Here is an 11,545-nt window from a genome sequence, read left to right on the forward strand (position 1 = left end):
CGCCGGTCCGCGCTCCCCCGCGGACAGCACAGCGCCCGGAGTTCGCGGTCATCGGCCGGCTCCGGGCGCTGATGCGTACGGTTCAGACGTTGAAGCCGAGGGAACGGAGCTGGTCCCGCCCCTCGTCGGTGATCTTGTCGGGCCCCCACGGCGGCAGCCAGACCCAGTTGATCCGGATGTCGTTGACCAGACCGCCGCCCGGGCCGGTGGTCAGCGCCTGTCGGGCCTGGTCCTCGATCACGTCGGTGAGCGGGCAGGCCGCCGAGGTCAACGTCATGTCCAGGGTGGCCACGTTCTCGTCGTCGACGTGCACCCCGTACACCAGACCCAGGTCGACCACGTTGATGCCCAGCTCCGGGTCGACGACGTCCTTCATCGCCTCCTCGATGTCGGCGACCACGGCCTTGCCGCCAGCTGACGGCCCCGCCGCGCCGTCGGTCGCCGGGATTGCCGCACCGTCGGTCGCCACGGAGCCGGTCGCCACGGCGCCCGACTCCGGCGTGCTGCTGGTTTCCTCGGTCATGCCTTCACCTCCGACGGGCTCGCGCCCACACCGGCGCGTGCCGCGGCATCCTTGAACGCCATCCACGGCAACAACGCACACTTGACCCGGGCGGGATAGCGGGCAACGCCCTCGAACGCCACCCCGTCGCCGAGCACCTCCTCGTCCGGCGTGACCTGGCCACGGCCGGACAGCAGCGCCACGAACGCCTCGTGCACCCGATACGCCTCAGCCGTGTCCCGGCCGGTGAGCAGCTCGTGCAACACGCTGGCGGACGCCTGGCTGATCGAACAGCCCATGCCGTCGTACGACACGTCGTGCAGCACCTCGCCGTCGGTGGCCACCCGTACGGTCACCTCGTCACCGCAGGTCGGGTTGACGTGGTGCGCCTCGCCCACCCGGTCGTCCGGCTCGGTGGCGTCGCGCAGCCCGCGCCCGTGCGGGTGCTTGTAGTGATCCAGGATGATCTCCTGGTAGAGCGACTCAAGTTGCATCAGGCCGACCTCCCGTCGATTCGCCGGGCTGCTGCGTCGCCGGGCTCACCCGAACACCTTCCGCACCTGCTCCAGACCCGCCACCAGCGCGTCGATCTCGTCGGTGGTGGTGTAGAGGTAGAACGACGCCCGGGTCATCGCCGGCACCCCGAACCGGGTGCAGACCGGCCGGGCACAGTGGTGACCGACCCGCACCTGCACACCGAGCGAGTCGAGCACCTGCCCGACGTCGTGCGGGTGCACGTCGGCGAGGGCGAAGGAGATCGTGCCGCCCCGGCCGACCGGCACCTCCGGGCCGAAGATCCGCAGGCCGGGCACGCTGCCCAGGGCGTCGAGCGCGTACGCGGTCAGCTGCTTCTCGTGCCACTGGATCGCCCGCATGCCGAGGCCGGTGAGGTAGTCCACCGCGGCACCGAGGGCGACCGCCTCGGCGATCGGCGGGGTACCCGCCTCGAAGCGGGCCGGCGGCGCGGCGAAGGTCGACCCACCCATCGACACCGTCTCGATCATCGAGCCGCCACCCAGCACCGGGGGCATCGCGGCGAGCAGCTCCGCCCGCCCCCACAGCACCCCGATGCCGGTCGGACCGCACATCTTGTGCCCGGTGAAGACGATGAAGTCCGCGTCCAGGTCGACCACGTCGATCGGCATGTGCGGCACCGACTGCGAGCAGTCCAGCAGCAGCAGCGCACCGACCTCCCGCACCCGCGCGGTGATCCGCGCGGTGGCGTTGACCGTGCCCAGGATGTTGGACATGTGTACCAGCGAGACGATCTTCGTCCGCTCGTTGACCAGGTCGGCCAGCCCCGACTCGTCCAGCCGGCCGTTGTCGGTGACCGGGAACCAGCGCAGCGTCGCGCCGGTCCGCTCGGCCAGCAACTGCCACGGCACGATGTTCGAGTGGTGTTCCATCTCGGAGATGACGATCTCGTCACCCGGACCGAGCCGGAACCGCTCGTCCGTCCCGCTCGCGCGGGACGGAGCAGACGACGCGGCGGCGGCCGAGCGCAGCGAGGCGTTGGAGAAGGCGTACGCCACCAGGTTGATCGCCTCGGTGGAGTTCTTCGTGAACACCACCTCGTCCGCGCTGGGCGCGTTGACGAACGTGGCGACCTTGCCCCGCGCCGCCTCGTACGCCTCGGTGGCCTCGGTACCCAGCGTGTGCACCGAGCGGGACACGTTGGCGTTGTGCCGCTCGTAGTGCTCGCGCAGCACGTCGAGCACCTGACGCGGCTTGTGCGAGGTGTTGGCACTGTCCAGGTAGACCAGCGGATGCCCGTTGATCTCCCGATCGAGGATCGGGAAGTCGGCGCGCACCGCCGCCACGTCGTAGCGCGGCACGTCGTCGTACTGCGGCATGCCTGACGGGATCGCGATGGTGGTCATCGTGGTGACCGGCCCTTCTGTGGGATTCAGGCCCGCGCCGAACCGGCCCCGGCCACGTACCGCTCGTAGCCCTCTTCCTCGAGCTTCTCGGCCAGCTCCGGGCCGCCCTCCTCGACGATCCGGCCAGCCACGAAGACGTGCACGAAGTCCGGCTTGATGTAGCGCAGGATCCGGGTGTAGTGGGTGATCAGCAGCAGGCCGGTGTCGCCGGTGTCGCGCACCCGGTTCACGCCCTCGCTGACCACGCGCAGCGCGTCCACGTCCAGACCGGAGTCGGTCTCGTCGAGAATGGCGATCTTCGGCTTGAGCAGCTCCAGCTGCACGATCTCGTGCCGCTTCTTCTCCCCACCGGAGAAGCCCTCGTTGACGTTGCGCTGGGCGAACGCCGGGTCCATGTGCAGGCGCTCCATGGCGCCCCGCAGCTCACCGCCCCAGGTACGCAGCTTCGGTGCCGCGCCGTCGATCGCGGTCTTGGCGGTACGCAGGAAGTTCGCCACCGACACGCCGGGCACCTCGACCGGGTACTGCATGGCCAGGAAGAGCCCGGCGCGGGCCCGCTCGTCGACGGAGAGTTCCAGCACGTCGACGCCGTCGAGGGTCACCGAACCGCCGGTGATCTCGTACTTCGGGTGACCGGCGATCGAGTACGCCAGGGTCGACTTGCCGGAGCCGTTCGGCCCCATGATCGCGTGGGTCTCGCCGGAGCGCACGGTCAGGTCGACACCGGCCAGGATCGGCTTGAGCTCACCCTCGGGCAGCTTCACCGACACCTGCAGGTCACGGATCTCCAGGGTGCTCATTATCGGGTCACTCCATTGCTCGGCGTCAGACTGACGTAGACCTCACCGTCGCGGACTTCGACGGGATAGACAGGAACAGGTTCGGTGGCGGGCAGCCCGGTCGGCTCGCCGGTACGCAGGTCGAAGCGGGAGCCGTGCAGCCAACACTCCAGCGTGCAACCGGAGACCTCGCCCTCGGAGAGGGCCACCGCGGCGTGCGAGCACTCGTCGTGCACGGCGTAGAACTGATCGTCCTCGCCATGCACGAGCGCGATCTGAGTGCCGTCGATGTCGGCACTGATCGCGGTGCCCTTCGGCACGTCCTCGGCGGCGCAGATGCGGATCATCAGGCGCCCGCCTGCACAGTGCCTTCTTCGCTCGCGAGTGCGGGGCTCGCAAGCTCACTGGTCCCGCTCGCCAGCCGCGCCTCGATCGCCTCGCCGAGCCGCTCGCGCAGCTCCTCGACCGGGATCTTGTTCAGCAGCTCGGCGAAGAAGCCGCGCACCACCAAACGGCGCGCCTCGGCCTCCGGGATACCCCGGGCCATCAGGTAGAACAGCTGCTCGTCGTCGAACCGGCCGGTGGCGCTGGCGTGACCGGCACCGGCGATCTCGCCGGTCTCGATCTCCAGGTTGGGTACCGAGTCGGCCCGCGCACCATCGGTGAGCAGCAGGTTCCGGTTGATCTCGTACGTGTCGGTGCCGGTCGCCTCGGCGCGGATCAACACGTCACCGACCCACACCGCGTGGGCGCTCTCGCCCTGCAACGCACCCCGGTAGCCGACGTAGCTGCGGCAGTCCGGCACCGTGTGGTCGACCAGCTGCCGGTGCTCCAGGTGCTGGCCCGAGTCGGCGAAGTAGAGGCCGTACAGTTCGGCCTCGCCGCCCCGGTCGGTGTACTCGACGGTGGTGTACTGGCGGACCAGGTCGCCACCGAGGCTGACCTGGACGTGCAGCACCCGGGCGTCGCGGCCCAGCCGGACCTTCAGGTGCTGCGCCTGCACCGCGTCGTCGGCCCAGTCGGCGACGGTCACCAGGGTCAGCTTCGCCCCGTTGCCCACCGTCACCTCGACGTTGTCCGCGAGGGTCGTCGAGCCCACGTGCTCCAGCACGACGATCGCCTCGGCGAACCGGCCCACCTCCAGGAAGGTGTGCCCGAAGGCCAGGCCCGCGCTGCCCTCGCCGACCACCCGCAGGATGGCCGGGCCGCTCACCACGGCGTCCTGGGCCACCCGCACCAGCAGCGCCTGCTCGGCGCCGCCGTGGGCCAGCGCGCTGACCCGGTCGACCGGGGTGAGCACGCTGCCGACCCGCTGGTCGTCACGGCCGATCCGCTCGACGGTCACGCCCTCGGGCAGCTCGGCGTACTCGTGCCGGACCGTGCCGGTGGCGGTGCGGTCGTCGCCGACCAGCCCGCGCAGCCGCTTGAGCGGGGTGAAGCGCCACTCCTCCTCCAGACCGGTGAGGGCCGGGAAGTCGGCGACGTCGTACGAGCGTAGCGCCTGCGACTTGGTGGTCGGCGGCGCGGAAGCCTGGGTAGTCATCTCGTCCTTGGTCTGTTCTTGCGACGACGGTCTGGTGCTGGGGTGGCGGGCCGGCACGCCGGGCCCGCCGGGTGGGCGGGTCAGCCGACCGCGCCCTCCATCTGCAGCTCGATCAGGCGGTTGAGCTCCAGGGCGTACTCCATCGGCAGTTCCTTGGCGATCGGCTCGATGAAGCCGCGCACGATCATCGCCATCGCCTCGTCCTCGCTCAGGCCCCGGCTCATCAGGTAGAAGAGCTGGTCCTCGCTGACCTTGGAGACGGTCGCCTCGTGCCCCATCGACACGTCGTCCTCGCGGATGTCGACGTACGGGTAGGTGTCCGAGCGGGAGATGGTGTCGACCAGCAACGCGTCGCACTTGACCGTGCTGGCGCTGCTGTGCGAGCCCTCCAGCACCTGCACCAGGCCCCGGTACGAGGTCCGGCCGCCGCCCCGGGCGATCGACTTCGACACGATGGTGCTGCTGGTGTGCGGCGCGGCGTGCACCATCTTGGCGCCCGCGTCCTGGTGCTGCCCCTCGCCGGCCATCGCCACCGAGAGCACCTCACCCTTGGCGTGCTCGCCGGTCATGTAGACCGCCGGGTACTTCATCGTCACCTTGGAGCCGATGTTGCCGTCGATCCACTCCATGGTCGCGCCCTCGTGGCAGACCGCGCGCTTGGTGACCAGGTTGTAGACGTTGTTCGACCAGTTCTGGATGGTCGTGTAGCGGCACCGGGCGTTCTTCTTGACGATGATCTCCACCACGGCGCTGTGCAGCGAGTCCGAGGAGTAGATGGGCGCGGTGCAGCCCTCGACGTAGTGCACGTACGCGCCCTCGTCGACGATGATCAGCGTCCGCTCGAACTGGCCCATGTTCTCGGTGTTGATCCGGAAGTACGCCTGCAGCGGGATCTCCACGTGCACGCCCTTCGGCACGTAGATGAACGAGCCACCGGACCACACGGAGGTGTTCAGCGCGGCGAACTTGTTGTCGCCGACCGGGATCACCGTACCGAAGTACTCCTTGAACAGGTCCTCGTGCTCCTTGAGGGCGGTGTCGGTGTCGAGGAAGACGACACCCTGCTCCTCCAGGTCCTCACGGATCTTGTGGTAGACCACCTCGGACTCGTACTGCGCCGCGACCCCGGCGACCAGGCGCTGCTTCTCCGCCTCCGGGATGCCCAGCTTGTCGTAGGTGTTCTTGATGTCCTCGGGCAGGTCCTCCCAGCTGGCGGCCTGCTTCTCGGTGGAGCGTACGAAGTACTTGATGTTGTCGAAGTCGATCCCGGTGAGGTCCGCGCCCCAGGCCGGCATCGGCTTGCGGCCGAACAACCGCAGGCCCTTCAGCCGCAGGTCGAGCATCCAGGCCGGCTCGTTCTTCTTGGCCGAGATGTCCCGCACCACCGCCTCGCTGAGACCGCGCTGGGCGGCGGCCCCGGCGACGTCCGGGTCGGCCCAGCCGTACTCGTAGTTACCCAGGGCGGCGAGCTGCTCCTCCTGGGTCAGGGGCTGGACGATCTGCTCGGTCATCTATCTGTCCTCACAGTGGTGACGGTCTTACCGGACTGGGCAGGCGGCGGACCGGGAATGTGCGTGGTGCACACCCCGTCGCCGTGCGCGATGGTGGCCAGGCGCTGTACGTGCGTGCCGACCAGGCGGGAGATCACCGTGGTCTCGGCCTCGCACAGCTGGGGAAACTCGGCGGCCACGTGCGCCACCGGGCAGTGGTGCTGGCAGAGTTGGCCGCCGGAAGCGATCGTGGACGCACTGGCAGCGTAGCCCTCGGCGGTCAACGCGGCGGCGAGTGCCTCCGCACGCGCCATCGGATCGTCACCGGCACCGGCCAGCGCCGCCTGGCAGCGCGCCTCCAGGGCGGCCACCTGCTCGGCGGCGAACTCCTCCACCGCCCGCGAGCCACCGGTACGCGCGATCCAGCGCAGCGCCGCGGTGGCCATGTTGTCGTAGTGATGGGTGCCACACCGACTCCGCGCGGCGTCGGTCAGCAGGAACACCTTGGCCGGGCGACCCCGCCCACGGTGGCCGCGTACCGTCTGCTCGCGGGCGACCACGTCGCCGTCGGCGAGCATCGCGTCCAGATGCCGGCGAACCGCCGCCGGGCTGAGCCCGAGCGCGTCGCCGAGCTGGGCGGCGGTGGCGGCCCGGCACTCCAGCAGCAGCTGGGTGACCCGGTCCCGGGTCGACAGGTCGCCCGCCGGGGCGCCCATCGCCGTCGGTGCGTCGGTGGTGACCGGCGGGGTCACGACGGCGGGCAGCGACCGGCCGACGGTCCGGTCGACCGTCGGCGGGTGCCCGGTGAACCCTGCCGCCTTTTTCACAACGCCCACGTTACGTAATTCGATCAGGCCCTGCAAACGCGGGGTCCGGTGATCCGAACCACCGGGCGACGGAGTCACCCGATCGAGGACAACTACGATGCGTAGGATTCGCTTCGTGAAGCGACCCGCCCGGTTCTCGGTCTCCACCACCCTGCTGCGCCGCCTCGCGCTCGCCAACATCGTGGCCAACGCGGCGATCGTCGTCACCGGCGGGGCGGTCCGGCTGACCGCCTCCGGTCTCGGCTGCCCCACCTGGCCCAGGTGCACCGACGAGTCGTACACCACCACCGCCGAGATGGGCGTGCACGGGGTGATCGAGTTCGGCAACCGGCTGCTCACCTTCGTGCTGGTGCTGATCGCCGGCGCCACCCTGCTGGCCGCCCTGTGGCACCGGCCCCGGCGACGGGGCGCCGTGCCGCTCGCGCTGGCCGTCGTGCTGGGCATCGTGGCGCAGGCCGTGATCGGCGGGATCACCGTACGGACCCAGCTGCACCCCTCGATCGTGGGCATCCACTTCGTGGTCTCGATGCTGTTGCTGCTCGTCGCGTACGCCCTGTGGCGCCGGGTACGCGAGCCCGACGGGCCGAAGGTGTCGCTGGTGCCCCCGACACTGCGCGCCCTCACCTGGACCACCGTGGTGACCAGCGCGGCGGTGATCGTGGTCGGGGTCGCGGTCACCGGCAGCGGGCCGCACGCGGGCGACGCCGACGCGATCCGCAACGGCCTCGACCCTGAGACCATCTCCCAGATCCACGCCGACCTGGTCTTCCTGCTGGTCGGCCTGACCGTCGGCCTGTGGCTGGCGCTGCACGCACTCGGCGCTCCGGCACACGTCGTCCGCGCCGCGCGCACCCTGCTCCTGGTCGAACTGGCCCAGGGGGTGATCGGCTTCGTGCAGTACTTCACCAACCTGCCCGCGCTGCTGGTGGGCGCGCACATGCTCGGATCCTGCCTGGTGTGGCTGGCCACCCTGGCGGTGCTCTGGTCGATCCGCGAGCGCCGTCCGGTCGACCCGGCCCCGTCCACCACGCCGACCGAGTCCACCACACCGGCCGAGCAGCCCGTCGCCACCCACGCCTGAGGCCCCCCGGCCCGGCAGTTCCACCCCCGCACCGCCGCCACCCCCCGCGCGGCCCCGCGCCCGCACCACCCCCGCGCGCCGCCAGCGCCCCCGCACGCCCCGCACCACCCCGCACCACCCCGCACGCCCCGCGCCGCCCCGCACCACCCCGCACGCCCCCATCACCCCGCACGCCCCGCACCACCCCGCACGGCCCGCACGCCCCGCGCCGCCCCGCACGCCCCGCGCCGCCCCGCACGCCCCGCGCCGCCCCGCACGCCCCGCGCCGCCCCGCACGCCCCGCACCACCTCGCACGCCCCGCAGGCCCCGCGTGCCCCGCGGGCCCCGCGCGGCTCCGTGCCGCCAGCGCCCCCGCGTCGCCCGCCCCGCCGCCGCGCCGCCGCGCGGCTTGATCACGCTCGATCCAGGATCGAGTGGCCAATCCGCGCATCGGAAGCCACTCGATCCTGGATCCAGCGTGATCTTGCTGGACGAACCCTGGCGCGACCCCTGGCGACCACCCTGGCGTCAACCACGCGCGGCCAGCAGGACGCGGCGGACCAGGACGGGGCCAGCCAGACACCACAAGAGCAGGACCAGGACAGCCAGACGCGGCGGACCAGGACCAGGACGGGGCCGGTCAGACGCGGCGGAGCAGGACCGGGCCAGCCGGGCCCGGCGGAACAAGAGCAGGACCAGGACAGCCAGACGCGGCGGACCAGGACCAGGACGAGGCCGGTCAGACGCGGCGGAGCAGGACCGGGCCAGCCGGGCCCGGCGGAACAGGAGCAGGAGCGGGCCAGCCGGGGCGCGGTGGAGCAGGACGAGGTGGACCAGGACGAGGTGGACCAGGACGAGGTGGGTCGTAGGCGCAGCGCCGCTCAGGGGTGCCGGAGATGCTGGGCGATGGCGTCGGCGAGCCGGTCGGCGGCGCCGTCGGCGTACCCGAGGAACAGGGACGGCTCGGTCAACTCCAGCTCGACCAGCACGGGTGCGCCGTCAGGGCCGGGGATCAGGTCCACCCGGGCGTAGAGCAGACGGTCCGCGCGGCCGGGCACCGCGGCCAGGGTCCGCTCGGCCAGCGCGAGCTGGTCGTCGGAGGCGGTACGCGGGGTGATCTGTTCGACCTTGTACAGCCCGTCGGGCCCCTCGTCCGGGCCGGTCAGCATCGGCCCCTTGCGGATGGCGTGGCTGAACGCCAGGCCCCGCGCGGTGGCGAGGAAGAGCAGCGCGGTCTCGCCGGTGGTGTCCACGGCGGTCAGGTACGGCTGGACCATCGCGACCCGACCGGCCGAGACGAGCCGGTGCACGTGCGCCGCGGCGAGTTCCCGGTGGCTCGGGTCGGCCAGGTCGTAGCGCCCGGTGTCCTGGCTGCCGGCGCTGACCGCCGGCTTGACGACGTACTCCCCCTCGTCGGCGGGCGGCTGCCAGCGCTCGCCGGGCAGCACCCAGCTCGTGGGCACCGTGGGTACGCCGGCGGCGGACAACTGGTCGAGGTAGCGCTTGTCGGTGTTCCAGCGCACCACGTCGGCCGGGTTGGCCAGCCGGGGCACCCGGGCGGCCCAGGCGACGAACTCGTCCCGCCGGGACATGTAGTCCCACGGCGAGCGGAGCACGGCCAGGTCGTAGCGGGACCAGTCGACGGCCGGGTCGTCCCAGACGGCGGCCTCGGCGGCGATCCCGCGGGCGGAGAGCGGGCCGAGGACGAGCCGGTCGTCCGGCTCGAGGTCGGCCAGCTCGGTACAGGTGACGAGAGCGACCCGGGGTTCCCCCCGGGCCGGCTGGTGGTGGTTGGTCAACTTATCTCAACGGGCCATCGTGCGTCGGGCCATCGAACGCCAGAGATCGTTGCTCGGGCGCATCTGGTCCATCAGTTCCCGTTCCCATTCGTTCTCCACGGCGACCCCGGCCTGCGCGCAGGCCTCCCGGGCCACGACCGTGTCCTCGGCGAACTGGTCGCCCCACGCACCGTCCGAACCCACCAGGACGATCCGTGCGCCGCGCTTGCCGACGTACTCGATGACCGCCTTCGCCCCGCCGTGCCCGGCGGCGAACGACTTGATGCCCGCGACAAGCCCGTTCGGAGCCTGGCCGGAGGCGGTCTGATCAGCCGTCAGCGTCGTATCGGAACCATCTGCCATAACGCGAAGCCTAAGCAAACATGTGCTGGTGCGGAGGGGAAGCGGGAGGCTTTTGTGATACCGATAACGTCGAGGTTTAAGGAAGCCGTAAAGCATTCCGTCCGCATTTATCGTGACAAAACTGGTCGGATCGGCCGGTCAGACCGGCACCAAGTCCTCAGGTTCGCGCAGAACCGGCTGATCCCTCGCTGAGGCCCGATGTGGTGATAATTCAGACAATCACCCATCGGCGAGCACCTCTTCGTCAAGAAAGGAACCCTTCCTATACCGCCGGCATCGAGAAGGGATCCTTCCCACACTGCGAGAGGCGTCGGACCGGGGGCCTTCCCTACAGCAGGGCGTCCAGGGCGGCGGCGGCGAAGACGATGGTCAGGTAGGTGGTGGACCAGTGGAACAGCCGCATCGGCTTGACCGGCTCTCCCCGGCTGGCCCGACCGGCGAGCTTGTGCGCCTCGACCAGGAAGATCGCCCCCACCACCAGGGTCGGCACGCCGTACACCGGGCTCAGGCCCAGCGCCCAGACCGCCAGCGAGGTCAGCACCGTCAGCCAGGCGAACAGGATGATCTCGGCGTTGACCCGCCGCACGGAGGCCACCACCGGCAGCATCGGGATGCCGGCGCGGGCGTAGTCGTCCTTGTACTTCATGGCCAGCGGGTAGAAGTGCGGCATCTGCCAGAAGAACACCACCGCGAACAGCCCCCAGGCCACCGGTGACAGTGAGCCGGTCACCGCCGCCCAGCCGATCAGCACCGGCGCGGCCCCGCACGCGCCACCCCAGAAGGTGTTCGCCGCCGTGGTGCGCTTGAGCCACAGCGTGTAGACCAGGTCGTAGTAGACGATCGCGGCCAACGTCAGGCCGGCGGCCAGCAGGTTGGTGAACGCCGCCATCAGGGCGATCGAGACCGCGGCCAGCACCAGACCGAAGACCAGGGCGTTGCGTGGCGTCACCGTGTGCGCCGGCAGTGGGCGGCGCTTCGTACGCCGCATCACCTGGTCGATGTCGCGGTCGATGTAGCAGTTGATCACGCTGGCCGCACCGGCGGCGAGCGAGCCACCGACCAGCACCACCGCGACCAGCCACAGCGACGGCAGCCCACCGTGCGCGAGCATCATCGCCGGCACCGTGGTGACCAGCAGCAGCTCGACGATCCGCGGCTTGGTCAGCGACACGTACGCCGCCACCACCGCACGCACGTCCCGGGAGCGAACCGGCGACTCCTCCGCCGAGCGCACCGGCGGCTGCCCGGCAGGGTTGCTGACGGGGCGCTCGGTGATCATGCTCACGGATTGCCACCTTCCGGCATCGGCAGGGGAGGTCAGG

The 11,545-nt window shown here is 70.9% G+C and carries 12 protein-coding genes; 1 reads left to right on the forward strand and 11 read right to left on the reverse strand.

The window, feature by feature from the left end; genetic code table 11:
* Nucleotides 1-82: 82 nt before the first annotated feature.
* The 8 genes from D2L64_RS17975 to D2L64_RS18010 form a co-directional block, all read right to left on the reverse strand.
* A complete protein-coding gene (locus tag D2L64_RS17975; protein ID WP_119578075.1) occupies nucleotides 83-523 on the reverse strand; it encodes a metal-sulfur cluster assembly factor in 441 nt (146 codons plus the stop codon).
* Nucleotides 520-996, reverse strand: a complete 477-nt coding sequence (gene sufU / locus D2L64_RS17980) for a Fe-S cluster assembly sulfur transfer protein SufU (RefSeq protein ID WP_119578077.1) — start codon at nucleotides 994-996, stop codon at nucleotides 520-522. The genes D2L64_RS17975 and sufU overlap by 4 nt, the downstream gene beginning before the upstream one ends.
* A gap of 45 nt (nucleotides 997-1,041) precedes the next feature.
* Nucleotides 1,042-2,382 carry a cysteine desulfurase gene (locus D2L64_RS17985; protein ID WP_119578079.1) on the reverse strand — a complete coding sequence of 447 codons (1,341 nt, stop codon included), beginning with the start codon at nucleotides 2,380-2,382 and terminating at the stop codon, nucleotides 1,042-1,044.
* A gap of 26 nt (nucleotides 2,383-2,408) precedes the next feature.
* Nucleotides 2,409-3,182: a Fe-S cluster assembly ATPase SufC gene (gene sufC / locus D2L64_RS17990; RefSeq protein WP_119578081.1), complete on the reverse strand. Its 774-nt coding sequence runs from the start codon at nucleotides 3,180-3,182 to the stop codon at nucleotides 2,409-2,411.
* On the reverse strand, nucleotides 3,182-3,508 hold the full coding sequence (locus D2L64_RS17995) for a non-heme iron oxygenase ferredoxin subunit (protein WP_119578083.1): 327 nt from the start codon (nucleotides 3,506-3,508) through the stop codon (nucleotides 3,182-3,184). Before D2L64_RS17995 ends, sufC begins: the two co-directional genes overlap by 1 nt.
* Nucleotides 3,508-4,704, reverse strand: a complete 1,197-nt coding sequence (sufD, locus tag D2L64_RS18000) for a Fe-S cluster assembly protein SufD (protein WP_119578085.1) — start codon at nucleotides 4,702-4,704, stop codon at nucleotides 3,508-3,510. The genes D2L64_RS17995 and sufD overlap by 1 nt, the downstream gene beginning before the upstream one ends.
* Nucleotides 4,705-4,784: 80 nt before the next feature.
* Nucleotides 4,785-6,215, reverse strand: a complete 1,431-nt coding sequence (gene sufB, locus D2L64_RS18005; protein WP_119578087.1) for a Fe-S cluster assembly protein SufB — start codon at nucleotides 6,213-6,215, stop codon at nucleotides 4,785-4,787.
* A complete protein-coding gene (locus D2L64_RS18010) occupies nucleotides 6,212-7,021 on the reverse strand; it encodes a helix-turn-helix transcriptional regulator (RefSeq protein ID WP_407663131.1) in 810 nt (269 codons plus the stop codon). Before D2L64_RS18010 ends, sufB begins: the two co-directional genes overlap by 4 nt.
* A gap of 97 nt (nucleotides 7,022-7,118) precedes the next feature.
* Here D2L64_RS18010 and D2L64_RS18015 point away from each other — a divergent pair, with 97 nt between their 5' ends.
* Nucleotides 7,119-8,102: a COX15/CtaA family protein gene (locus tag D2L64_RS18015; RefSeq protein ID WP_119578089.1), complete on the forward strand. Its 984-nt coding sequence runs from the start codon at nucleotides 7,119-7,121 to the stop codon at nucleotides 8,100-8,102.
* A gap of 861 nt (nucleotides 8,103-8,963) precedes the next feature.
* Here D2L64_RS18015 and D2L64_RS18020 read toward each other — a convergent pair.
* The 3 genes from D2L64_RS18020 to D2L64_RS18030 form a co-directional block, all read right to left on the reverse strand.
* On the reverse strand, nucleotides 8,964-9,881 hold the full coding sequence (locus tag D2L64_RS18020) for an ATP-grasp domain-containing protein (RefSeq protein ID WP_119578090.1): 918 nt from the start codon (nucleotides 9,879-9,881) through the stop codon (nucleotides 8,964-8,966).
* 6 nt (nucleotides 9,882-9,887) lie between these two features.
* On the reverse strand, nucleotides 9,888-10,223 hold the full coding sequence (locus tag D2L64_RS18025) for a hypothetical protein (protein ID WP_119578091.1): 336 nt from the start codon (nucleotides 10,221-10,223) through the stop codon (nucleotides 9,888-9,890).
* Between the two features lie 328 nt (nucleotides 10,224-10,551).
* On the reverse strand, nucleotides 10,552-11,508 hold the full coding sequence (locus D2L64_RS18030) for a heme o synthase (RefSeq protein ID WP_119578092.1): 957 nt from the start codon (nucleotides 11,506-11,508) through the stop codon (nucleotides 10,552-10,554).
* Nucleotides 11,509-11,545: the final 37 nt, after the last annotated feature.

This window comes from Micromonospora radicis, assembly GCF_003583405.1.
In the GTDB taxonomy this organism is placed as follows: Bacteria; Actinomycetota; Actinomycetes; order Mycobacteriales; family Micromonosporaceae; genus Micromonospora; species Micromonospora radicis.

Coding starts and splice junctions, on each gene's coding strand:
- sufD (WP_119578085.1), bottom strand. CDS start 4,704: ATGACTACCCAGGCTTCCGCGCCGCCGACCACCAAGTCGCAGGCGCTA.
- D2L64_RS17975 (WP_119578075.1), bottom strand. CDS start 523: ATGACCGAGGAAACCAGCAGCACGCCGGAGTCGGGCGCCGTGGCGACC.
- D2L64_RS17995 (WP_119578083.1), bottom strand. CDS start 3,508: ATGATCCGCATCTGCGCCGCCGAGGACGTGCCGAAGGGCACCGCGATC.
- D2L64_RS17985 (WP_119578079.1), bottom strand. CDS start 2,382: ATGACCACCATCGCGATCCCGTCAGGCATGCCGCAGTACGACGACGTG.
- sufC (WP_119578081.1), bottom strand. CDS start 3,182: ATGAGCACCCTGGAGATCCGTGACCTGCAGGTGTCGGTGAAGCTGCCC.
- D2L64_RS18015 (WP_119578089.1), top strand. CDS start 7,119: ATGCGTAGGATTCGCTTCGTGAAGCGACCCGCCCGGTTCTCGGTCTCC.
- sufU (WP_119578077.1), bottom strand. CDS start 996: ATGCAACTTGAGTCGCTCTACCAGGAGATCATCCTGGATCACTACAAG.
- sufB (WP_119578087.1), bottom strand. CDS start 6,215: ATGACCGAGCAGATCGTCCAGCCCCTGACCCAGGAGGAGCAGCTCGCC.
- D2L64_RS18025 (WP_119578091.1), bottom strand. CDS start 10,223: ATGGCAGATGGTTCCGATACGACGCTGACGGCTGATCAGACCGCCTCC.